The 22,133-nt window shown below is 73.2% G+C and carries 17 protein-coding genes; 7 read left to right on the top strand and 10 right to left on the bottom strand.

The window, feature by feature from the left end; translation table 11 throughout:
- Positions 1–102 precede the first annotated feature (102 nt).
- Positions 103–1,437, bottom strand: a complete 1,335-nt coding sequence (locus ACK4YQ_RS16135) for a sensor histidine kinase (protein WP_409612667.1) — start codon at positions 1,435–1,437, stop codon at positions 103–105.
- Positions 1,427–1,966 carry a helix-turn-helix domain-containing protein gene (locus ACK4YQ_RS16130; RefSeq protein WP_409612666.1) on the bottom strand — a complete coding sequence of 180 codons (540 nt, stop codon included), beginning with the start codon at positions 1,964–1,966 and terminating at the stop codon, positions 1,427–1,429. Before ACK4YQ_RS16130 ends, ACK4YQ_RS16135 begins: the two co-directional genes overlap by 11 nt.
- 208 nt (positions 1,967–2,174) lie before the next feature.
- On the opposite strand from ACK4YQ_RS16130, the gene ACK4YQ_RS16125 reads away from it, so the two are divergent.
- The 7 genes from ACK4YQ_RS16125 (at position 2,175) to ACK4YQ_RS16095 (ending at position 12,080) form a co-directional block, all read left to right on the top strand.
- Complete coding sequence (locus tag ACK4YQ_RS16125; RefSeq protein ID WP_409612665.1) at positions 2,175–3,434, top strand: efflux RND transporter periplasmic adaptor subunit; 1,260 nt, start codon at positions 2,175–2,177, stop codon at positions 3,432–3,434.
- A 10-nt stretch (positions 3,435–3,444) separates the two neighbouring features.
- Positions 3,445–4,125: an ABC transporter ATP-binding protein gene (locus tag ACK4YQ_RS16120; RefSeq protein ID WP_409612664.1), complete on the top strand. Its 681-nt coding sequence runs from the start codon at positions 3,445–3,447 to the stop codon at positions 4,123–4,125.
- 55 nt (positions 4,126–4,180) lie between these two features.
- Positions 4,181–6,640, top strand: a complete 2,460-nt coding sequence (locus tag ACK4YQ_RS16115; RefSeq protein WP_409612662.1) for an ABC transporter permease — start codon at positions 4,181–4,183, stop codon at positions 6,638–6,640.
- Between the two features lie 18 nt (positions 6,641–6,658).
- The gene (locus ACK4YQ_RS16110) at positions 6,659–9,157 is read left to right on the top strand and encodes an FtsX-like permease family protein (RefSeq protein WP_409612660.1); all 2,499 of its coding nucleotides are present in this window, start codon (positions 6,659–6,661) and stop codon (positions 9,155–9,157) included.
- Between the two features lie 89 nt (positions 9,158–9,246).
- Entirely contained in the window at positions 9,247–9,657 is a 411-nt protein-coding gene (locus ACK4YQ_RS16105) for a DUF4112 domain-containing protein (protein WP_409612658.1), read from the top strand.
- 134 nt (positions 9,658–9,791) lie between these two features.
- The gene (locus ACK4YQ_RS16100) at positions 9,792–11,186 is read left to right on the top strand and encodes a DUF2254 domain-containing protein (RefSeq protein WP_409612656.1); all 1,395 of its coding nucleotides are present in this window, start codon (positions 9,792–9,794) and stop codon (positions 11,184–11,186) included.
- Between the two features lie 201 nt (positions 11,187–11,387).
- Positions 11,388–12,080 carry an FkbM family methyltransferase gene (locus ACK4YQ_RS16095; RefSeq protein ID WP_409612654.1) on the top strand — a complete coding sequence of 231 codons (693 nt, stop codon included), beginning with the start codon at positions 11,388–11,390 and terminating at the stop codon, positions 12,078–12,080.
- Here ACK4YQ_RS16095 and ACK4YQ_RS16090 read toward each other — a convergent pair.
- The 8 genes from ACK4YQ_RS16090 to ACK4YQ_RS16055 form a co-directional block, all read right to left on the bottom strand.
- Entirely contained in the window at positions 12,048–13,052 is a 1,005-nt protein-coding gene (locus tag ACK4YQ_RS16090) for a TerC family protein (RefSeq protein WP_409612652.1), read from the bottom strand. The genes ACK4YQ_RS16095 and ACK4YQ_RS16090 overlap by 33 nt on opposite strands.
- Before the next feature lie 63 nt (positions 13,053–13,115).
- Positions 13,116–13,313 (bottom strand): YdcH family protein, encoded by a 198-nt coding sequence (locus ACK4YQ_RS16085; RefSeq protein WP_409612650.1) that lies wholly within the window; start codon positions 13,311–13,313, stop codon positions 13,116–13,118.
- A 192-nt stretch (positions 13,314–13,505) separates the two neighbouring features.
- The gene (locus ACK4YQ_RS16080; RefSeq protein ID WP_409612649.1) at positions 13,506–14,366 is read right to left on the bottom strand and encodes a LysR substrate-binding domain-containing protein; all 861 of its coding nucleotides are present in this window, start codon (positions 14,364–14,366) and stop codon (positions 13,506–13,508) included.
- Positions 14,367–14,455: 89 nt separating this feature from the next.
- Positions 14,456–15,241, bottom strand: a complete 786-nt coding sequence (gene cobA / locus ACK4YQ_RS16075) for a uroporphyrinogen-III C-methyltransferase (protein ID WP_409612647.1) — start codon at positions 15,239–15,241, stop codon at positions 14,456–14,458.
- On the bottom strand, positions 15,231–17,873 hold the full coding sequence (locus ACK4YQ_RS16070; protein WP_409612645.1) for a molybdopterin-dependent oxidoreductase: 2,643 nt from the start codon (positions 17,871–17,873) through the stop codon (positions 15,231–15,233). Before ACK4YQ_RS16070 ends, cobA begins: the two co-directional genes overlap by 11 nt.
- Before the next feature lie 5 nt (positions 17,874–17,878).
- Entirely contained in the window at positions 17,879–18,217 is a 339-nt protein-coding gene (gene nirD / locus ACK4YQ_RS16065; protein ID WP_409612643.1) for a nitrite reductase small subunit NirD, read from the bottom strand.
- Complete coding sequence (gene nirB / locus ACK4YQ_RS16060; RefSeq protein ID WP_409612641.1) at positions 18,214–20,670, bottom strand: nitrite reductase large subunit NirB; 2,457 nt, start codon at positions 20,668–20,670, stop codon at positions 18,214–18,216. Before nirB ends, nirD begins: the two co-directional genes overlap by 4 nt.
- Positions 20,671–20,681: 11 nt before the next feature.
- Positions 20,682–21,905, bottom strand: a complete 1,224-nt coding sequence (locus ACK4YQ_RS16055; RefSeq protein WP_409612639.1) for a nitrate/nitrite transporter — start codon at positions 21,903–21,905, stop codon at positions 20,682–20,684.
- Positions 21,906–22,133: the final 228 nt, after the last annotated feature.

Genomic DNA, 22,133 nt, shown 5'->3' with positions numbered 1-22,133 from the left:
ACTTATGATATATGCCGTCGATCGGCGCCCCAGGACCCCAGCCCGCCGCTGAAGGCCGGCGAGGCTTGGCCGCGGGGGGCGGACGGGCCCCGGGGAGCGGGCTCAGTCGCGCGCGAGCGGCAGGAGCAGGCGAAGGAGCGCCCCGCCGCTCGGGCCGGGGACATGCTCGAGCCACCCGCCGTGGGCGACGGCGATCTGCCGCGCCAGGGTGAGGCCGACCCCCGAGCCGCCGGGCTTGGTGGTGTAGAAGGGCACGAACGCCGCCTCCGGGTCGGCCGAGGGCAGGCCCGGCCCATTGTCGGCGACGCCGAGGACCGCACGGTCGCCCTCCACGGTGCAGGACAGCTCGATCCGGGCGTCGGGGCGACCGCTCAGCGCCTCGCCAGCGTTGATCAGGAGATTCAGCAGCGCCTGCTCGAGAAGCCCGGCGTCGCCGGCGAGCTGCAGGCCCCGCGGCTCGGCGCGGCAGGCGAGGACGACCCCGCCGGGGGCCAGGATCGGGGCGGCGAGGCGCTCCAGGCGGGCGAGGAGGTCGGCGGCGGCGAAGCGCGCGACCTCGGCCGGCGGGGGCTGGGCCACGCGCCGGTAGCGCTCGACGAAGGCCATCAGGCCGGCGCTGCGGCGGGCGATCACCTCCACCACCTCGACGACCTCCTGCGTGTCGGGGCCCCCGCCGTCCTGGCCGAACCGTGCGAGGAGCCCCTCGGACAGGGAGCAGACCGGCGTCAGGGAGTTCATCATCTCGTGGGCGAGAACCCGCACGAGGTCGGTCTGGGCCTTGACCTCCACCGCGTCGAGTTCGCCGGCGACGAGCTGGAGCGACATCAGCCGGCGGCGGGGCTCGCCCGGCGCCTCGAAGGCGGCGACCTGGATCAGAACCGAGCGGCCGTCGGCCAGGCGGATCACATCGCGTCCCCCGGCCGGGAGGGCGGCGAGGCGGTCCAGGGCCTCGGCGCCGAAGGCCGGCGCCGCCGACAGCGCCCCCCGCTCGACGCCGAAGCGGGCGCGCGCGGCGCGGTTGGCGAGCAGAACCTGGCCGTCGTCGTCCACGATCACCAGGGCCGCGCCCACGGTGTCGATGAGGGTCTCCAGGATCAGGAGCCGACCTTCGCGCTCGGCCCGGGCCGCGCCAAGCCGCGCGTGCGCCCGCTCGATGGCGGCGGCGAGGCCGGTGAGCCGGCGCGGCGCCCGCGGGCGTTCCATTCCCTCGATGGCCAGGCCGTCGACGAACTGGGCCAGGGCGCGGTCGGCCGCGCCGAGCAGCCGGGCGAGGTCGGCGGCCAGCACGGCGGCGAGGGCGGCGAGCACGAGCGCAGCGGCGAAGAACTGGGCGAGGATCGCCAGGAGCGCGACGAAGGCCAGGACGCCGATCGCCGCCGCCCGGATCGCGGCCCCGAGGGCGGGGCGTACGGCCCAGGGCCCGTGCCTAGAGGCCATGGCGCTCGATCCGGCGATAGAGGGCCGGGCGGGTCAGGCCCAGGAGCGAGGCGGCGCGGGTGATGTTGCCCTCGCAGGCCTCGAGCGCGCGCATGATCGCCCGCCGCTCGACGGCCTCGAGGTCGAGGCCTGCTTCGGCGCGGCGCGCGTCGGTCACGGCGGCGGCCCGGTCCATCGCTTCGGCCAGGGCCTCGTTGCGCCAGGGCTTGAGGATGAAGTCGACGCCGCCGCGCTTGAGCGTCTCGACCGCCAGGGCGACGCCGCCAAAGGCGGTCATCAGCACCACCGACAGGGCCGGGTCGGCGGCGCCGAGGCGGGCCAGGGCGTCCAGCCCCTCGCCGGCGTCGCGCCGGCCGACCGCGAAGTTGAGGTCCAGGAGCACCGCGTCGCAGCCCCGCGCCAGGGCTTCCAGTCCGTCGAGCGAAGGGGCGACGTCCACGCGCACGCCTGGGCCGGCCAGGGCGAAGGCGGCCGCCTTGAGCACGTCGGCGTCGTCGTCGAGGACGAGATAGCGGCGCTGGCCGGTCATGCGCCGAGTCTAAGGCGAGGCGGCGGCGGCGGCAAAGCCGCGCCCGGCCAGGCGCGGCTTGGCCACGGCGAGCACCCGCGGCGCGCGGGGTGTCCGATTCCGGACGGCGACGGGCCGTCCTGGCGGCGGGCCGCGCCCGCAACTCCTTATTGCGTCGGCGTTTCGCCTCCCATCGCTTCGCCGCGATACTGGGCGGATGAGCGAGAGCATGGACAGGCGGCTGGACCGGCCCTGGTGGCGCAAGCGGCGCAACCAGGCGATCGGCGGCGCGGCCCTGGCGCTGGCCGCGGTGGCGGCGCTCGCCGCCGGGCTCGCCGCGGGCGCGAAGCCGTCGGTCCGGGTGCCGGCGGCGGGGGTGACGACGGCCGCGGTCGAGCGGGCGGTCTTCCACGATTTCGTGGCGATGCGGGCGACGGTGACCCCCAAGGACCAGGTGTTCCTGGACGCGCTTGAGGGCGGCCAGGTGGAACAGGTCCTGGCCCACTCCGGCGACTGGGTGGCGGCGGGCCAGCCGATCATCCGCTTCCGCAACACCGAGCTTGAGCTGGAGGTCCTGGACCGGGAGGGCCGGCTGGTGGAGTCGATCACCCAGCTCCAGGCCTATGAGAAGCAGCTCGAGGACGCCCGGGTCGCCAACGAGAAGGCGGCCGCCCGCATCCAATACGACATCACCCGCCTGCAACGCACCGCCGAGCGGCGCGACGCCCTGCTGGAGAAGGGCTTCGTCTCGCGCGAGGCGCACCAGGCCGCGCACGACGAGCTGGCCTACAACAGGGACCTGCTGCCGTTGCAGCTCGCCTCGAACCGCCAGCAGGACGCGCTGCGCCGCCGACAGCTCCCGCAGATCCACGCCGAACTGGAGAGCCTGCGCGAGAGCCTGAAGATCACCCGCGCCAAGCTGGACGCCCTGGTGCTGCGCGCGCCGGTGGCCGGCCGCCTGGCCGATGTCGACGTCACCGTGGGGGAGATCCGCAACCGCGGCCAGCGCCTGGGGCAGATCGTGCCGCAGACAGGATTCGAGCTGCGCGCCGACGTGGACGAATACTACCTGGGCCGGGTGCGCCAGGGCCAGGGCGCGCGCATCGAGGCGGGCGGCGGCGACGTGCAGGCCAAGGTGATCCGGGTGAACCCGCAGGTGACCAACTCGACCTTCCAGATCGAACTGGCTTTCCAGGGCGCGCAGCCGGGCGGCCTTCTGCCGGGCCAGGCCCTGGAGGGGCGCCTGACGCTGGGCGGCGACCAGCCGGCGCTGGTGCTGCCCGCCGGCCCGTTCCTGGAGCGCACCGGCGGCGACTGGGTCATGGTGCTGGACGACGGCGGGCGGAAGGCCGAACGGCGCCGCGTGCGCCTGGGCCGGCGCAACGCCGAACAGGTGGAGGTCCTGTCGGGCCTGCAGCCCGGGGAACGGGTGATCACCTCCGACTACGCGGCCTTCGAGAAGGTCGATCAGGTCATTCTCGCGAAATAGGGAGCGCGAAATGCTTCAGCTTCAGGACGTCAGCAAGGTCTACCGCACCGACGAGGTGGAAACCCTGGCCCTCAACGAGGTCTCCCTCGAGATCGGGGCCGGCGAGTTCGTGGCGGTGACCGGCCCCTCGGGCTGCGGGAAGTCGACGCTGCTCAACCTCCTGGGGCTGCTGGACGCGGTAAGCAGCGGCTCGTTCCGCTTCTTCGGCGAGGAGGTCTCGGGCTACGGCGAGCGGCGGCTGACGGCGCTGCGGCGAGACCGGATCGGCTTCGTCTTCCAGAGCTTCAACCTGATCGACGACCTGACCGTGGCCGAGAACGTCGAGGTGGCCCTGCTCTACCGCAAGGTCGCCCCCGCCGAGCGCCGCCGCCGGGTGGCCGAGGCGCTGGAGGAGGTGGGGCTGGCGCACCGCGCGCGCCACCGGCCAAAGCAGCTCTCAGGCGGCCAGCAGCAGCGCGTCGCCGTGGCCCGCGCCCTGGTCTCGCGCCCCAGCCTGATCCTGGCCGACGAGCCGACCGGCAACCTGGACACCGCCAACGGCGAGGCGGTGATGGCGCTGCTGACCAGCGCGGCCAAGGCCGGCGTCACCGTGGTGATGGTGACCCACTCGATGAGCCACGCCGCCGAGGCCGAACGCACGATCCGGCTGCTGGACGGCCGCGTGGTCGGCCAGACCCGGCTGGCGGCCTGATCGCGCCGCCGGCCCTACGGACACCCGCCGTTCCGGCGAAGCAGGAGGTCCCGTCATGTGGCGCAACTATCTCGTGACCGCGGTGCGCAACCTGGAGCGAAACCGCTTCTACGCCGGCGTCACCATCGCGGGTCTGGCGATCGGCTTCGCGGCCGCCCTGCTGATCGGGCTCTACGTGCGCGACGAGCTCACCTACGACCGGTTCACGCCGGGCGCCGAGCGGGTGTTCCTGGCCAGCCAGACGATCGTCATGGGCGCCAGCCAGCCCCTGGAGACGCAGTACACCCAGATGATGCTGGCCGAGCCGCTGAAGGCGGAGTTCCAGGAGATCGAGGCGGTGGCCCGGCTCTCGCCCTCCTATTTCCCGCCGACAGTGCGGCGCGGCGAGATCGTCGGCGCAGAACAGAACCTGTTCTGGGGCGACCCGAACTTCCTGGAGGTGGTGCGTCTGCCGCTGGTGGCCGGCGAGCGGTCGAGCGCCCTCGCAGCCCCCGACAGCATCGTCCTGACCCGGGCGACGGCCCGCAAGTACTTCGGCCGCGACGCGCCGCTGGGCGAGACCCTGCGGGTGGAGGGCCAGCCCATGCGCGTGACCGCCGTGCTGGAGGACCTGCCCTCGCAGACCCACATGACGGCGCAGATCATCGCCTCGGCCCGCGCCCCCCAGAGCCCGATCTCGCAGTACGAAGCGATCAACGGCCCCAACACCAACACGCTCGCCACATATGTGCGGCTGAGGCCGGGCGCCTCGATCGAGACGATGCAGGCGCGGCTGCGCACCTTCCTGGACCGCCGGCTGCCGCTGGGGCCGGCGGAGAGCCTGCAGCCGATCCAGCGCACCTTGCACCTCATCCCCCTGCCCAAGGTCCACCTGACCCGCGCGAGCCAAGGGACCCTCAAGCCGCCGGCGGACCCGGGCGTGATCGCCGGCATCGCCCTGATGGGCGGCCTGATCGTGGTGGTGGCGGCGATCAACTTCGTGACGCTGATGACCGCCCGCGCCGCGCGCCGGGCGGTGGAGGTGGGCGTGCGCAAGGCGGCGGGGGCGCGCAGGATCGACCTGATCGCCCAGTTCATGGGCGAGGCCATGGTCTATGTGCTGGTGGCCGGGGTGTGCGCTGTGGCGCTGGCCGAGCTGCTGATGGGGCCGTTCAACGCCTTCCTGCAAAGGTCCATCGCCTTCGACTATCTGAGCGACCCGGCCCTGGCGGCGAGCATGGCCGGCGTGGTCGCGGCCACGGGCCTTCTGGCCGGCGCCTATCCGGCGCTGGTGCTATCCAAGTACCGGCCGGCGGCGGTGCTCAAGGGCGGCCCGGTGGAGGGCGGCGGCGGCGGACTGGTGCGCACGGGGCTGGTGGTGGCCCAGTTCTCGGTGCTGATCGCCCTGATCGTGGCGGCGGTGACGATCGGCCGCCAGACCCTCTACGCGCTGAACGAAGGCATGCGGGTGGAGCAGGACCAGGTGCTGCTGGTGTTTTCCCGTCCGTGCTCGGAGCGGCTGCGCGACCTGATGCGGGCCCAGGCGGGGGTGCGTTCGGCCGCCTGCGTGTCGGCGATGGCGCTGGACATGGCGGACAGCCGCGACGAGATCAGCCTGGGCGATCGGCGCAGCGACGTGTCTGTCGCCGCGGTGGACTTCGACTTCTTCGAGGTGTTCGGCATCGAGCCGCTCGCAGGGCGGTTCTTCGACCGAAGCCGGCCGGCCGACGGCGAGGCCGGCGGGGCCGACTCCTACGCCCCGGTCGTGCTGAACGAGACCGCCGCGCGGCGCCTTGGCTTCTCCTCGCCGCAGGCGGCGGTGGGGGCGAGCGTGCGCTGGCACGGGGTGTGGGACGAGAGCCAGCGCAAGGCGGTCTACACCATCCCGCCGCTCAAGCCCTCCCGCGTGATCGGCGTGGCGCCGGACTTTACCCTGGGCTCGCTGCGCGACCCGGTGAAGCCGACCCTGTTCGCCATCGGCCGCAACCTGCCGCCCTATTCGATCGGCCTGGCCGCCAAGCTCGACGGCGCGCGCATTCCCGAGACGCTGGCGGCCGTGGACGCGGCCTGGCGGCAGGTGGGAGGCGGGCGGCCGCTGCTGCGGGTCTTCGCCGACCAGTTCACCCTGCGGCTCTACATCGACACCCTGATCCAGGGGGCGACGGTGGCCCTGGCGGCGCTGGTGGCGCTGTCGATCGCCTGCCTGGGGCTGTTCGCCCTCTCGGCCTTCACGACGGAGCAGCGCACCAAGGAGATCGGGGTGCGCAAGGCCATGGGGGCGAGCGCGGGCGACATCCTGGGCCTGCTCATCTGGCGGTTCAGCCGCCCGGTGCTTGCGGCCAATATCATCGCCTGGCCGGCGGCCTGGCTGGCCATGCGCTGGTGGCTGGATGGGTTCGCCTATCACGTCGAGCTGGCCGCCTGGACTTTCGCGGCCGCCGGCGCCGGGGCCCTGGCGATCGCCTGGGCGACGGTGTTCACCCACGCGCTGCGGGTGGCGCGGGCAAAGCCCGTGAACGCCCTGCGCTACGAATAGCCGACCCGGAGGCAAGTCTTGCTGCGACACCTCCTGGCCGCCGCCTGGCGCAACCTGCGGGCCGACCGGCTCCACGCCGCCGTCGGCGTCGCCGGCCTGGCGTTCGGCGCCGCCGCGGTGATCCTGGCCGGCCTCTACGTCGCCAGCGAACTGGCCTACGACGGCTTCATCCCAGGAGCGGACGAGGTGTTCGTCGTCACCTCGGACCTGCGCATGCCCGGCCAGGCGCCGGTGGTGACCGACTACGCCCCCGGCTGGATCGCCGGACGGCTGAGGGCCAGCGGCTCGCCGCCGCCCACGGTCGCCCGCCTCGTCTACGACCGGCTGACCGTCAGCCATGGCGAGATCGCCGCGCGCGAGGAGGTGGCCTGGGTCGATCCCGGCTTTTTCCAGGTGCTGCCGCTGCCGGCGCTGGCGGGCGATCCCGCGGCCGCCCTGGCCCGGCCGGACGGGGTGGTGATCACGCGCGCGGCGGCGCGCCGCTACTTCGGCCGCGACGCGCCCCTGGGCGAGACGCTGGACCTGGACGGCGCAGGCCCGCTGCAGGTCGGTGCGGTTCTGCGCGACCTGCCGCCGGAGACGCACCTTGGCCAGGAGTTGTTCGCGGCGGGGACGGCTCCCTTCTCGCGGCTGGCCCGCCTTGAGGCGCAGGGCGGGACGCAGCGGGGGTTCGCGACCTGGCTGGTGACGCCAAGGCCCGGCCAGCACCCCGCGGCGAGGTTCGAGACCGTCCGGATGAGGACCTATGTGCGGGCCGCCTCGCCGGGTGCGCGCAAGGCGTTGGCCGCGGCCCTCGCGCCCGATCGGCTGGGCCCGCTGGCGGGCCTGCCGGACGGTTCGAGCGTGCGCTTCGACCTGACCCCGCTGCGGGCGCTGCACCTCCAGGCGTTCCGTGGCGCGAGCCTGGGCGCGGCGGAGACGCGCTCCAGCCGCGGAGCGCTGGCGGCGATCGGCGCGGCCGCCGGCATGGTGCTGGTCCTGGCGGTCATCAACTTCGTCAACCTGGCCACGGCGCGGGGCGCGCGGCGGGCGGTGGAGGTGGGCGTGCGCAAGGCCGCCGGGGCGCAGCGCCGCCACCTGGTGCTCCAGTTCATCGGCGAGGGGGCCTTGCAGGTCCTGTGCGCCCTGGTGCTCGCCCTGGCGCTGGTCGAGGTCTCGCTGCCGTGGCTGAACGCCTTTCTCGGCAAGGCGCTGAGCTTTCCCTACTGGCGCGATCCGCGGCTGCTGGCCGGCTTACTGGCCGGCGCGGCGGCCCTGTCGGTCCTGGCCGGCGCCTATCCGGCGCTGGTGCTGTCGGCGTTCCGTCCGGCGACGGTGCTGAAGGGCGGACCGGTGGCGGGGAACGGTTCCGGCCGCCTTCGCGAGGCGCTGGTGGCGGGACAGTTCGCGGTGCTGATCGTGCTCATCCTGGCGGTGATCGTGGTCTGGAGGCAGACGCGCTTCGCCATGGAGGAGGGCCTGAAACTCGACACCGACCAGATCCTCACCATCGAGATGACCCCCTGCCGCACCGCCTTCGAAACCGAGGTCCGCCGCCTGCCGGGCGTGACGGGCGCGGCCTGCTCGTCGGTGAACCTCCTGGACCTCGACAGCTTCGATCCGGTGAAGTTCGTGATGGACGCCAACCTGCCGGGCGGACCGACCGTCCATGCGGACGTAGGCGTGGTCGACTATGGCTGGTTCGAGCTCTACGGGATCGAGCCTTTGGCCGGCCGCCTGTTCTCCCGCCGCCACGCCATCGACGAGCAGAAGCCGCAGGACTGGCCCAAGCCGCAGCACGGAACCATCGTCCTGAACGAGAGCGCGGTGCGAAAGCTGGGCCTGCCCGCGCCGCAGTCCGCCATCGGCAGGCGGGTGGCGGTGGGGCCCGGCCTCGGCGAGTTCGACGTCGTCGGCGTCGTGCCCGATGCGACGCTCAACCTGAAGAGCGCGCCGGTCAAGCCGACCGTGTTCATGGTGGACTTCATCAACTACCCCGCCGACCAGGTCCTGAGCGTGCGGCTGGACGGGCGGCGCCTGGCGGAGACGACCGGCGCCATCGACCGGCTCTGGCGACGCACCGGCCAGGCGGGAGCGATCCAGCGGCGGTTCCTGGACGACTATGTGCGGCAGCTCTACCGCACGACGCTGCAGCAGGGGCTTCTGGCGGCGGCGCTGGGCGCGCTCGCCCTGCTGCTGGCGGGCCTGGGCCTGTTCGCCCTTTCGGCTTTCACCGCCGAGCGCCGTACCAAGGAGATCGGTGTGAGGAAGGCGATGGGCGCCTCCAGCGCCCAGGTCTTCCGGCTGCTGCTGTGGCGCTTCGCCCGCCCGGTGCTGATCGCCTGGGCGGCGGCGTGCCCGATCGGCTGGTGGCTCATGCGCCGCTGGCTCGACGGCTTCGCCTATCGGATCGAGCTGTCGGCCTGGATCTTCCTGGCCGCGGGGGCCGCGGCCCTGGCGGTCGCCGGCGTCACGGTCGGCGGCCACGCCCTGGCGATCGCCCGCCGACGCCCGGTGCAGGCCCTGCGCTACGAATAGCGGGCTGGGACCCGCCGCGAGGCGCCGCCAGACGGAGCGATTCCAGAAGGACACGTCGAACCGGCGGGCGCGGCCGGCGTTCGGGCAGCATGGACACGCTTGCCCGCGACAGGGCCCACCGGTCATGGCGCAGGGCGCAGCAGATCCGGCGGCTGTCGGACGAGATGATCCGGATCGGTCCCTGGGGCCTGGGGCTGGACGGGGTGCTGGCCTGGGCTCCCATCGTGGGCACGGCCTATTCGCTGGGGGCCGGCGGCTGGCTTCTGTACGCGGCGTCCCAGGCCGGGGCGTCCAGGGCGACGCTCTGGCGGATGGCCGGCTGGATCGCGGCGGACAGCGCCTTTTCGGGCGTGCCGGTGGTCGGCTGGGCGATCGACACCTTCTTCCGCGGCCACCTGATGGCCGCCAGGCTGCTGCAGAGGGACGTGGAGCGGCGGTACGGCGCGCCGGCGGGCCCGGAACCCGGGGGGCTGCGCAACGTGACGCCACGGCCCGGCTGAGCGGCAGGCCGGGCGGCGCGGAACGCAGCCGGGGAGCCGGCGTTCCCAACATTTGATCGGTGTGGGCGCGCCGAGGGGACGGACTGCATGGGCGACCTCGCACCTGGCTGCGGACCGCCGAGGGGCGGAGGCGCATGAAATCCCGCCTGCTCGGCCTCGCGGAGGACCTTCGGCAGAGCTACTGGTTCCTGCCCTCGCTGATGGCGGTGGCGGCCGCGCTGCTGGCCGGCGGCATGATCTGGATCGACGATCACTGGACCGCGGCGTGGATGGACCGGCTGCCCTGGCTCTACGCCTCGCGGCCGGACGGGGCCCGCCAGGTGCTGTCCGACATCGGCGGCTCGATGATCACCGTCGCCGGCACGGTGTTCTCGGTCACCATCGCGGCGGTGGTCTACGCCTCGGGGCAGTACGGGCCGCGGCTGCTCAGCAATTTCATGCGCGACCGGGGCAACCAGGTGACCCTGGGCACCTTCATCGCCACCTTCCTCTACTGCCTGCTGGTGCTGCGCACGATCCGCTCCCCGGAGGAGGACGGCGGCGGGGCTTCGGGCTTCGTCCCCAACCTGGCGCTGCTGGTGGCGGTCGTGCTGGCGGTGTGCTCGGTGGCGGTGCTGATCTTCTTCATCCACCATGTGCCCAGCCGCATCCACATCAACAGCGTGATCGAGGACATCGGCGTGCGGCTGCTGCGCGAGCTGCGCCGGCGGTTCCCCGAGTTCATCGGGGCCGGCGCTCCCGCCGACGCCGAACGCGAGGACCTGAAGACCGCGCTGGACGCGCCGCTGCACGTCAGCCCGGACGGAGCCGCGACGGTGCGCGCGGAGGGCTCGGGCTACATCCAGGTGATCGACGAGGACCAGCTCCTGCACAGCGCCGCACGGCACGACCTCGTCTGCCGGCTGCGCTATCGCCCCGGGGACTTCGTCCACGCCGGCCGTCCGCTGGCCGACCTGTGGCCGGCGGACAGGGCCGGGGACGGCGCGCAGCACGCCGTGCGCGAAGCCTTCGCGCTCGGCTCGCGGCGCACGGCGCTGCAGGACCTGCGCTTCCTGATCGACGAGCTGGTGGAGATCGCCGCACGGGCGCTGTCGCCGGGGGTGAACGACCCGTTCACGGCGGTCACCTGCCTGGACTGGCTGGGGGCGGCGATGTCGGACCTGGGCCGCCGGGACGCGCCCTCCCCGCTTCGCCGGGACGACCAGGGCGAGGTGCGGGTGATCGCCCTGCCCGACACCTTCGGCTATTTCCTCGACCGCTCGTTCGGGGCGCTGGCCCAGCACTGCGCCTCGGAGCTGGTGGCGGCGCTGCGCTTCCTGGAGACCCTGGGCGAGGTGGCGGCCGGCTGCGAACAGGCGGACCGGCTGGAGGCCGTCGCCGAACTGGCCGGGAAAATGAGCCTGATGGCGCCCCAGGCGCTCCGCGAGCCCGACGGCGGGCGGGTGGCGGCGAAGGGGGCCGAGCTGAGGCGATCGATCCTGGCGCGGGCGGCGGGCGAGGCGGCGAAGCCCGCGGCGGCGGCAAGCTGAGCGCCGCCCGTCCGCTTCCGGCGAGGGGCGGCGCCAAGGTAAGACCGCGGCCGGCCTGGACGAGCGCAGGCGCCTGCCCACTAAAGGCGTGCAGCCGGCGCGGCGCGGCGGCGCGGCTACGCCCTAGACTTCCGGATTTATTTCGTTGCGCCGGCCCCTCGCAAGGATAGGGTCGATTTCATGCGGCCTATACACACGCTGATGAAGCGTATCCTCGCCCTGACTCCTTATCGGATCGTCAGGCGGGCGGAGAACCGCTTCGAAGCGATCGAGTTCAGTCTGCGGTTGCTGCGCGCGATGGGATATCAGCCGCCGAGGATCATCGACGGCGGGGCGCACACCGGCCAGTTCACCCGCCTGGCCTTGTCCGTATTTCCCGCGGCCCAGGTCGAGATGTTCGAGCCGCAGGCCGCCTGCGGTCCTCAGCTCCAGGCCCTGGCGCGGCGCGAGCCGCGCTGCCGCTTCCATCCCGCGGCCCTGGGCGCGCCCGAGGACCGGGCCAAGGGGCTGCGGCTGAGCCTGCACGACGGGCCGTGCACCGGCGCCCATGTGGCCGAGGCGGGCCAGCCGGTCGCGGTGACCTGCCTGGACGACCTGGAGGCGCCTGCGGGCACGCTGCTGAAGATGGACCTGCAGGGCTACGAGATGCAGGCGCTGAGGGGCGGCGAGCGGCTGCTGGAACAGGTGGAGGTGATCCTCACCGAGGTGTCGTTCTTCCGCCAGGGCTACGAGCCGCGGGTGGTCGACCTCATCGCCTGGCTCGACCAGCGGCGGTTCGACCTGTTCGACGTGGCGGCGCTGAGCGGCCGCACCCGGGACAATCGGCTGAGGCAGGGCGACCTCGTGTTCGTGCGCCGCGGGTCACCCCTGCTGGCCGACACGCGCTGGGCCTGAGCCGCGCGGGGCGAGGCCGCGGGTCTTCCACAGGGACCAGCCGATCCCGGCGGCGAGCAGGGCGGCGGTGACGGCCAGGGAGACAGGGGCCGGGAACTTCTCCCAGCCCATGGCCTCGGCCACGAAGACCTTGCCGCCGATGAACACCAGGAGGCTGGCCAGGGCCTGCTTCAGATAGGCGAAGCGGGCGATCACCGCGGCCAGGGCGAAGTAGAGCGCCCGCAGCCCGAGGATGGCGAAGATGTTCGAGGTGTAGACGATGTAGGGGTCGGTGGTGATGGCGAAGATCGCCGGCACCGAGTCCACCGCGAAGATCACGTCGGCGATCTCGACCATCACCAGGGCCATGAACAGGGGCGTCGCGAACCAGACCAGCCGGCCCGAGGCGTCGGGCTGGCGCACGAAGAAGCGGTGCTCGTGCAGGCCGGGCGTGAGGCGGATGTGGCGGGCGAGCCAGCGGTAGACGGGGCTGTCGTGCGGATCCTTCGGTCCCGCGTCGGCGAAGAACATCTTCGCGCCCATCAGCACCAGGAAGGCGGCGAAGACGAACAGCACCCACTCGAAGCGGGCCACCAGGGTGGCGCCCAGGCCGATCATGATCCCGCGCAGGACGATGACGCCGAGCACGCCCCAGAACAGGACGCGATGCTGGTAGGCGCGCGGCACGGCGAAGGCGGTGAAGATGGTGGCGATGACGAAGACGTTGTCGAGGGCCAGGCTCTTCTCGACCAGGAAGCCGGTCACGTACTCCAGGCCGGCCTGGGGGCCGAGCTGGCTCCACACCCAGGCCCCGAAGCCCAGGCCGATCGCCAGGTAGCCGCCGGACATGACCAGGCTCTCCCGCGCGCCGATCTCGTGGTTGTCGCGGTGCAGGACGCCGAGGTCGAAGGCGAGCAGGGCGAGGACGAAGCCGGCGAAGGCCAGCCACATCCACACCGGCGTGCCGAGGGCTTCGGCCGCGAGGAATTCCATGTCGGGATGTCCAATAAAACGAGGGGGCGCGGGGGGCGCCCCCTCCGGTCAGGGTCTACGCCTTCAGGCGTGGCGCATCCGGACGGTCACCGGGATCAGGCCGGACTCGGCCATGAACAGCTCGTCCTTCACCTGGAGCTTGCGGCGCTTCAGGTCCTGGATGACGAGGGGGTCCGGCCGGGGCCGCCGCAGCTCGTCACGCAGCATCTGCTCAAGCTGATGCTGCTGGTTGCGAAGACGTCCGATCAGGCGATGGTTCATGTGCTCCTCCGATAAGGAGGCGCAATGGACCCGCGGGGCTGGGGGAGTGGCGTTCGTCGGGCCCATTGCGCCTTTGCGGTCCGACATCGCGATCGACCTCGATCGCCAGAGGGGCCCGGTCCGCACGACCAAGATGCGGGGAGACGCGCTCCCAGGCCAATCAAAGCGGCCAATACGGCCCATAAGGTTTCGTTATGGCCTGGCGGGGCCTCGCCCAAGCTGGCGCAGCACCTCCTGGGCCAGGCGGTCGGCGGGGCCGGTGGGCGTGGCCCGGGCGGAGACGAGGGCGATCTCCCCTTCCGCCAGCGGCGGCAACCCCTCGCCCACGATGGCGAGGTCCCGCGGGACCATCGCCTCGGGCAGGACGCCGACGCCGAGCCCTGCGCGCAGGGCCGCGAGCTGGCCCGCCAGGCTGGGCGAGGTGAAGGCGGGGCGGAAGGCGACTCCGGCCGCGTCGAGGGCGGCGAGAGCGCGCTTGCGGTAGATGTCCGGCGCCGGGGCGACGATCAGGGGCAATGGGCGCTGGGCGGCGAAGTCGGCCTCCAGCGCCGCCCAGACCAGCGGCTCGCGCCAGACGCTGATCCCGAGGTCGGGGCCCAGGGGCTCGCGCTTGACCAGGGCCAGGTCGAGAAGCCCGCGGGACATCTGGTCCAGGAGGTTGGCGGTGTAGTCGCAGGTGACCGACAGGCGGATGCGCGGATGGCTGCGGGCGAAGGCGCCGAGGATGGCCGGCAGGTGCGAGGTGGCGATGTCCTCGGGGGCGCCGAAGCGCACCTCCCCTTCCAGCTCCCCCTGCCCCAGGCTGGCGGCGATCTCGTCGTGCAGGCGCAGGAGGCGGCGGGCCTGGGGCAGGAGGGCCGCCCCCTCGGTGGTCAGGGCCACGCCGCGGCCGCCGCGGTCGAACAGGGACGTCCCCAACTGCTCCTCCAGGCGCTGGACCTGCAGGCTGACGGCGGGCTGGGTGCGGCCCAGCAGGGCGGCGGCCCTGGTGAAGCCGCCGGCCTCGAACACCGCGACGAAGGTTCTCAGGAGGTCGAGGTCGAGCTGCGGCACGGCGGGGGCATTTCAGGGCCTTATGGCTTGCCGCCGCAATATAAGGGCGCAGCGGGGGAGCGGAAGGCGTCGGCGGCCGCAGGTCCGCCTCAGGGCGCGCGCCGGGCGAGGGGCTGAGGCGGATCGACCTCGCCCCGCGCCGCCGGCTGCGCCAGGGCGCAGGCCTCGCCGACCAGGACCACCACCGGACCGTCGAAGGCGGCGGCGGCGACCTCGGCGCCGAGGCGCTCCAGGGGCGCGGCGAGGAGCCGTGCGTCCGGGCGGCCGGCGTTCTCCACGGCCAGGGCCGGGGTGCGGGGACTGCGGCCGTGCTCGATGAGGCGGCGAAGGGCGGCCTCGATCCGGTCGCGGCCCATGTAGAGGGCGAGCGTGGTCTCGGGGTCTGCGGCCTGCGCCCAGCCGGCGTCGGCCAGGGCGCCGTCGCGGACCGAGGCGGTGGCGATCAGGAGACGGCGGGCCTCGCCGCGGTGGGTGAGCGGAAAGCCGAACTGGGCCGCCGCGGCGCTCGCGGCGGTGACGCCGGGCACCACCTCGACCTCCACGCCGTGGCCGCGAAGGAAGGCGGCCTCCTCCCCCACCCGGCCGAAGACGGAGGGATCGCCGCCCTTGAGGCGCACCACCTGCAGGCCGCGGCGGGCGAGGCGCAGCATCAGGCGGTTGATCGTCTCCTGGCGCATGCTGGCGCGGCCGGCGCGCTTGCCGGTCTGGATCTTCAGGCAGGCGGCGGGGGCCAGGGCCACCACCTCGTCGGCGACCAGGGCGTCGTAGAGCAGGGCCTGCGCGCCCTCGACCGCGCGCAGGGCGCGGACAGTGAGCAGGTCGGCGGCGCCGGGGCCGGCGCCGACGAGGCGGACGCGTCCGGGTTCAGGCTGCATGGCGGACCTCCTTGCCGGCGGCGAGCAGGCGGGCGAGTTCGGGGCGGCAGGAGCCGCAGGTGGTTCCCGCGCCGGTGGCCTCGCCCAGGGCGTCGAGGCTGGCGCAACCCTCGGCCAGGGCGGCCTGAACGCGGGCCACGCGCACGCCGCGGCAGGCGCAGACGACGGGGCTGGCGTCCAGCAACCGGCCCGGCGGGCGGCCGATGAGCAGGGCCGCGCGGTCGGCGGGGGCGAGCGAGGTCAGGGCGAAAAGGTCGGCGAGCCAGTCCCGGGGCGGCAGGGCGCCGGCGGCGGTGAAGAAGACCACCCGCTCCAGGCGGCCGTCCTCGATCCAGGCCTCGCGCAGGACGCCGGCGGCCGGGTCTTCGACGCGCAGGACCTCGCCGGCCCTGCGGGTCAGGGCCTTGTGGACAGCGGCGCGCTCGCGCTCGTCGCCGCGGCCGGCGAACTCATGCAACTGGCAGGCGGACTGGGGGATGCGTCGCCAGACGAGATCGGCGCCGGGGGGCGGCGCCTGAGCCTGGCGCGCCAGGAGAAAGCCGCGCCAGGTCTCGCGATAGGGCCGCGCCCGGGCGGGGGTGTGCTTGAACTCGGGCTGGCCGGAGCGGGGGTCGACCCGGGCGGCGACAAGGGGGTTGGCGCGGCCGCCGGGGGCGAAGGCGTCGGTCCAGTGCATGGGCATGAAGATCGAGCCGGAGCGCTGGCGCTCGGTGAGGCGCGCCAGGACCACGGCCTCGCCCTGGGCGGTCTGGATGCGGGTCAGGGTCCCCTCGCCTATGCCGAGCGGCCCGGCGTCGGCGGGATGGATCTCGACGTAGGGCTCCGGCGCGTGACGGCAAAGTTCGGGGGCCAGGGCCGTGCGGGTCATGGTGTGCCAGTGGTCGCGCACCCGGCCGGTGTTGAGAGCCAGGGGAAAGGCGGGGCCGGGCGCCTCGGCCGGGCCGCGAGGCGCGGTGGGGACCATGCGCGCACGCCCGTCCGGCGTCTGGAAGCGGCCGTCGGCGAACAGCCGGGCCGTGCCGCCGGCTGCAGTCACGGGCCATTGCACCGGCTCCAGCGCCTCGTAGGCGTCGGCGGTGATCGCGGCGAGCGGACCGAGGTCGAGGACGCGGCCGTGGTTCTCGTAGGCGGTGAGGCGCGCCCACTCGCGGAACACCTGGGCCGGGCCTCGCCAGCCGAAGCCGTCGGCGAAGCCCATGGCGGCGGCCACGTCGGCGATCATGCGCCAGTCGGCGCGGGCCTCGCCCGGCGGGTCGAACAGGCGCCGCTGGCGGCTGATGCGGCGCTCGGAATTGGTGACCGTTCCCTCCTTTTCGCCCCAGGCCAGGGCCGGCAGCTTCACATGGGCGAAGGCCATGGTGTCGGTGTCGGCCATGCAGTCGGAGACGACGACGAAGGGACAGGCGGCCAGGGCCCGCCGCACCCGCGAGGCGTCCGGCAGGCTGACCGCCGGGTTGGTGGCCATGATCCACAGGGCCTTGATGCGCCCTTCGGCGACCGCCTCGAACATCTCCACCGCCTTCAGCCCCGGGCCGGCGGCGATGGCGGGCGAGCCCCAGAAGCGCTGGACGCGGGCCCGTTCGGCCGGGTCGAAGTCCATGTGGGCGGCGAGCGTCGTGGCCATGCCGCCGGTCTCGCGCCCGCCCATGGCGTTGGGCTGTCCGGTGATCGAGAAGGGGCAGGCGCCCGGCTTGCCGATGCGGCCGGTGGCCAGGTGCGCGTTGAGGATCGCCGAGCCCTTGGCGACGCCCTGGCTGGACTGGTTGGCGCCCATGGAGAACAGGCTGACGGTGCGCGGGGTTTGGGCGAAGAGGTCGAAGAAGGCCTGAAGCCCGGCGAGGGGGACGCCGCAGTCGGCGGCGACGGCGGCGGGGGACTGGTCGGCGCGGGCCAGTTCGGCCTCCACCTCGGCGAGGCCCTCCACGTGGGCGGCGATGAACGCCCGATCGACGGCGCCGCGGCGCAGGAGGTCGGCGAGCAGGCCGTTCCACAGGCGCACGTCGCTTTGGGGCGCAAGGGCCAGGTGCAGGTCGGCGGCCTCGGCGGTGTCGGTGCGCCGCGGGTCGATCACCACATGGCGCTGGCCGCGGGCGCGGGCGGCCTCCATCCGGCGGTAGAGGACCGGGTGGGTCCAGGCGGCGTTGTGGCCGCAGAAGACGACCAGGTCGGCGAGCTCCAGGTCCTCGTAGCAGCCGGGCACCAGGTCCGCGCCGAAGGCCAGCTTGTGGGCGGCGACCGCCGAGGCCATGCACAGGCGCGAATTGGTGTCGATGTTGGCCGAGCCGATGAACCCCTTCATCAGCTTGTTGGCCGCGTAGTAGTCCTCGGTCAGGAGCTGGCCGGAGACGTAGAAGGCGACGGAATCGGGGCCGTGGCGGGCGATGGTCTCCGAAAAGCGGGCGGCGACGCGCTGGGTCGCTTCGGCCCAGGCGACCCGGCGCGCGCCGACCATCGGATGCAGGAGGCGGCCCTCCAACCCCACCGTGCGGCCAAGGGCGGAGCCCTTGGAGCACAGGCGCCCGAGGTTGGCGGGATGGGCCGGATCGCCCCGCACCTCGAGGCTGCGGCCGGCCGCCTCGGCGTCGACGCCGCACCCGACGCCGCAATAGGGGCAGGCGGTGCGCACGCCCATGCGGCTCAGCCCCGGCCCAGGAAGATGCGGCCCTCGCGCACCTGCAGAGGGACAACCGGCGCGCAGCCCTTGCCGCGGTCGGCGCCGAGGGGCTCGCCGGTGGCCAGCTCGATGGACCAGTTGTGCAGCGGGCAGGCCACGGCGTGGCCGTGGACGATGCCCTGGCTGAGGGGGCCGCCCTTGTGCGGACAGCGGTCGCGCAGGGCGAAGACGCGGCCGTCGCCGGTGCGGAAGACGGCGACGTCGCCATCAGGGGTCGGCACCCGCCGCGCGCCGCGCAGGGGCACGTCGGCGACCGCGCCGACATCGGTCCAGCGCAGGGGATCCTTGACCAGGGCGTTCATGACGGCTCGAACTCCATGCGGCGGCTCAAGGGGTTGAATTCGTGGTGGTCGCGGCCGGCGACCCGCTCGGCCCAGGGGTCGATGCGGTGGAAGCGCTGGGACCAGGCGAAGCGGTCGTAGAGCGCCCGGCGGCGCTCCGGGTCCTCGACGGCGGCGCGGATGGCGTCCAGGCCGACGCGCTCCATCCACTTGTAGATCCGCTCCAGGTACCAGCCCTGTTCGCGGTAGAGCTGCATGACCGCGCAGATGGCCCAGACCGCCTCGTCCTCGCTGGCGACCTTGGTGAGGAGCTCGGTCGCGCGCACGTGCAGGCCGGCCGCGCCGCCGACATGGATCTCGTAGCCGCTGTCGACGCAGACGACGCCGATGTCCTTGCAGGTGGCCTCGGCGCAGTTGCGCGGGCAGCCGGAGACGCCGAGCTTGACCTTGGCCGGGGACCAGGAGCCCCACATGAACTTCTCCAGCCGCACGCCGAGGCCGGTGGAATCCTGGGTGCCGAAGCGGCACCAGTCGGAGCCGACGCAGGTCTTCACGGTGCGCAGGCCCTTGGCGTAGGCGTGGCCCGAGACGAGGCCGGCGGCGTTGAGCTCGGCCCAGACCGCCGGCAGGTCGTCCTTCTTCACGCCCAATAGGTCGATCCGCTGGCCGCCGGTGACCTTGACCGAGGGGATCTGGAAGCGGTCGACCACGTCGGCGATGGCGCGCAGCTCGTCGGCGCTGGTCGTGCCGCCCCACATGCGCGGGACCACCGAGAAGGTGCCGTCCTTCTGGATGTTGGCGTGGACCCGCTCGTTGACGAAGCGGGACTGGCGGTCGTCGCGGTATTCGCCGGGCCAGGCGCAGATCAGGTAGTAGTTGAGCGCCGGTCGGCAGGAGGGGCAGCCGTCGGGGGTGCTCCATTCCAGGGCCTGCATCACCGCGGGGATCGACTTCAGCTCCTCGGCGAGGATGCGGCGACGGACCTCGTCGTGGCCGTGGGCGGTGCAGCCGCAGACGGGCTTCGGCCCTGTCTGCTCCTGGAACCCATCGCCCAGAGTCAGCCTCAGGAGCTTCTCGATGAGGGGCGCGCAGGTCCCGCAGGAGGCGGAGGCCTTGGTGACGGCGCGCACCGACTCCAGGGTGGAAAGGCCCTGGTCCGTAATGGCGGCGGTGACCTGGCCCTTGCAGACGCCGTTGCAGCCGCAGACCTCGGCCGTGTCGGCCATGGCCGCAACGGCGGCGCTAGGGTCGAGCCCCCGAAGGCCCTCCGTGGCGGCCTGGCCGAAGACCAGGGTCTCGCGGAAGTCGCCGACCTGTTCGCCGGACTTCATCAGGTCGAAGTACCAGGCGCCGTCCGCGGCGTCGCCGAACAGGACCGCGCCGACGACTTTGCCGGCCTCCAGCACGATGCGCTTGTAGACGCCGCGGCCGGCGTCGCGGAAGACGATGTCCTCGCAGCCGGCGCCGCCCGAGAAGCGCCCCGCCGAGAAGACGTCGACCCCAGAGACTTTCAGGCGGGTGGACAGGACCGAGCCCTGGTAGAGGCCCGCCCCGGCGGTGAGGGTTTCGCCCAGGGCGCGGCACATCTCCCAGATCGGGGCGACGAGGCCGTAGCACTGGCCGCGGTGCTCGACGCATTCGCCGACGGCGAAGACGTGGAGATCGGAGGTGCGCATCTGGTCGTCGACCACCACGCCGCGGCCGACGGCGAGGCCGGCGTCCCGCGCCAGGGCGACGCTGGGTCGGATGCCGACGGACATGACCAGGAGGTCGCAGGGCAAGAGGCGGCCGTCCTTGAGCCGCAGCCCGGCGACCCGGCCGTCCTGGCCGACGATCTCCTCGGACTGGGCCTCCAGCACGGTCTCCACCCCGCGCGCGGCCATCGCCTGGGTGAGCAGGAAGCCGGCGGAGGCGTCGAGCTGGCGCTCCATCAGCACGTCCATCAGGTGGACCACCGTGGCGGCCATGCCGCGGCGGGCGAGGCCGTAGGCCGCCTCGATGCCCAGCAGGCCGCCGCCGATCACCACGGCCCGGCGACCGGGGACGGCGCAGGCGGCGGTCATGGCCTCGACGTCGTCGAGATCGCGGAAGGTGACGACCCCCTCCAGCTCGGCGCCCGGCAGCGGCAGGCGGATGGCGTCCGAGCCGGTGGCCAGGATCAGCCGGTCGTAGGCGAAGACCCGGCCGTCGGCGGCCTGGACCTTGCGGCCGGCGGCATCGATCCGGGCGACGGCCAGACCGGCGTGCAGGGTCAGGCCGTTGTCGCGGTACCAGGCCTCGTCGTTGATGACGATGTCGGCGAAGCTCTTTTCCCCGGCCAGCACCGGCGAGAGCATGATGCGGTCGTAGTTCACCCGCGGCTCGGCGCCGAAGATGGTGATCTCGTAGCGGTGGGGATCGCGCTTGAGGATCTCCTGCACCGCCCGGCAACCGGCCATGCCGTTGCCGACGACGACGAGCTTTTCCTTGGTCATAGCGGGCTCCTTCACAGGCGCAGGGCCGAGGCGGCGGCGCCGGCGAGGTCCGGCCAGGTGCGCCGCCAGCGGGCCTTGACCCCGGTGAGGCCGACGAGGGCGAGGAGCGCCAGGCCGGCGAAGGCCAGGAGCCCCGCCTGGTAGGAGCCGGTGACCTGCTTGGCCCAGCCGAGGCTGGAGGCCAGGTAGAAGCCGCCGATTCCGCCGGTCATGCCGACGAGGCCGGTGACGACGCCGATCTCCCGGGCGAAGCGCTGGGGGGCGAGCTGGAACACCGCGCCGTTGCCGGCGCCGAGGGCGACCATGGCGAACATCATCAGCCCCAGGGCGATCCACGGGTTGGGCAGGTGGAAGCTGACGAGGACTAGGCCCAGGGCGGCCAGGACGTAGACGACGGTCAGGGTGCGCACCCCGCCGAAGCGGTCGGCCAGGAACCCGCCGACGGGCCGCACGAAGGAGCCGAGGAAGACGCAGGCGGCGGTGAAGAAGCCGGCGGTGACCGCGGACAGGCCGTACTCGGCGTTGAAGTAGATGGTGAGGGAGGACGACAGGCCGACGAAGCCGCCGAAGGTGACGCCGTAGAGCCCCATCAGCCACCAGGCGTCGCCGGTGCGCAGGACCCCCAGGTACTCGCCCAGGGACTTGGCGGGGGGACGGCCCGGGGCGTCCTTGGCGAAGACCAGATAGACGACGAAGGCGACGAGCAGCGGCAGGGCGGCCAGTCCGATGACGTTCTGCCAGCCGAACACCTGGGCCAGGCCCGGGGCGAAGAGGGCGGCCAGGGCGGTGCCCGAGTTGCCGGCGCCGGCGACGCCGAGGGCCAGGCCCTGATGCTCGGGCGGATACCAGCGCGAGGCGAGCGGCAGAGCCACGGCGAAGGAGGCGCCCGCGACGCCAAGGACGACGCCGAGCGCCAGCACCTGGTGATAGGTGTGCACGCCGAGGAACCAGGCCAGGGCCAGGCCGGCGAGCACGACGAGCTGGCAGATCAGCCCCGCCCGCCTGGGCCCGATGTGATCGACCATCACCCCGACCACCAGGCGCAGGAGGGCTCCGGCCAGCACCGGCACGGCGACCATGAACCCCTTCTGCGCCGGCGTGAGGCCGAAGTCGGCGGCGATCGCCACCCCCAGGGGACCCAGGATCACCCAGGTCATGAAGCTCAGGTCGAAGTAGAGGAAGGCGGAGAGCAGAGTCGGGGTGTGGCCCGACTTCAGGAACGAACGGCTGACCATGGGAGGAGGCCCCAAGCTGGAGTGGACAGGCGGCGTCGCCAGAGGGTGCGGAAGGGGCTCGTCGTCGAGCCGTCCGGAAGAGCCGCGAACGCCGTTGTCCTGGGCCTGACCTGAAGGAGAACGCAGGCCGCTCATGCTGTCACCGCGGGAGGCCCGCCGCCGCAGCCCCGCGATGTTGCAGCGCAATATTTGGGCGCCCGCGGCGGGAGCGGCGCCTGGATTCTGAAC

The organism is Phenylobacterium sp. (genome assembly GCF_046291545.1).
GTDB lineage: Bacteria > Pseudomonadota > Alphaproteobacteria > Caulobacterales > Caulobacteraceae > Phenylobacterium.
Note: the sequence above shows the minus strand (reverse complement) of the source record. Positions and strands in the feature narration are given on the sequence as shown.

Coding starts and splice junctions, on each gene's coding strand:
- ACK4YQ_RS16135 (WP_409612667.1), bottom strand. CDS start 1,437: ATGGCCTCTAGGCACGGGCCCTGGGCCGTACGCCCCGCCCTCGGGGCC.
- ACK4YQ_RS16130 (WP_409612666.1), bottom strand. CDS start 1,966: ATGACCGGCCAGCGCCGCTATCTCGTCCTCGACGACGACGCCGACGTG.
- ACK4YQ_RS16125 (WP_409612665.1), top strand. CDS start 2,175: ATGGACAGGCGGCTGGACCGGCCCTGGTGGCGCAAGCGGCGCAACCAG.
- ACK4YQ_RS16120 (WP_409612664.1), top strand. CDS start 3,445: ATGCTTCAGCTTCAGGACGTCAGCAAGGTCTACCGCACCGACGAGGTG.
- ACK4YQ_RS16115 (WP_409612662.1), top strand. CDS start 4,181: ATGTGGCGCAACTATCTCGTGACCGCGGTGCGCAACCTGGAGCGAAAC.
- ACK4YQ_RS16105 (WP_409612658.1), top strand. CDS start 9,247: ATGGACACGCTTGCCCGCGACAGGGCCCACCGGTCATGGCGCAGGGCG.
- ACK4YQ_RS16100 (WP_409612656.1), top strand. CDS start 9,792: ATGAAATCCCGCCTGCTCGGCCTCGCGGAGGACCTTCGGCAGAGCTAC.
- ACK4YQ_RS16095 (WP_409612654.1), top strand. CDS start 11,388: ATGAAGCGTATCCTCGCCCTGACTCCTTATCGGATCGTCAGGCGGGCG.
- ACK4YQ_RS16090 (WP_409612652.1), bottom strand. CDS start 13,052: ATGGAATTCCTCGCGGCCGAAGCCCTCGGCACGCCGGTGTGGATGTGG.
- ACK4YQ_RS16085 (WP_409612650.1), bottom strand. CDS start 13,313: ATGAACCATCGCCTGATCGGACGTCTTCGCAACCAGCAGCATCAGCTT.
- cobA (WP_409612647.1), bottom strand. CDS start 15,241: ATGCAGCCTGAACCCGGACGCGTCCGCCTCGTCGGCGCCGGCCCCGGC.
- ACK4YQ_RS16070 (WP_409612645.1), bottom strand. CDS start 17,873: ATGGGCGTGCGCACCGCCTGCCCCTATTGCGGCGTCGGGTGCGGCGTC.
- nirD (WP_409612643.1), bottom strand. CDS start 18,217: ATGAACGCCCTGGTCAAGGATCCCCTGCGCTGGACCGATGTCGGCGCG.
- nirB (WP_409612641.1), bottom strand. CDS start 20,670: ATGACCAAGGAAAAGCTCGTCGTCGTCGGCAACGGCATGGCCGGTTGC.
- ACK4YQ_RS16055 (WP_409612639.1), bottom strand. CDS start 21,905: ATGGTCAGCCGTTCGTTCCTGAAGTCGGGCCACACCCCGACTCTGCTC.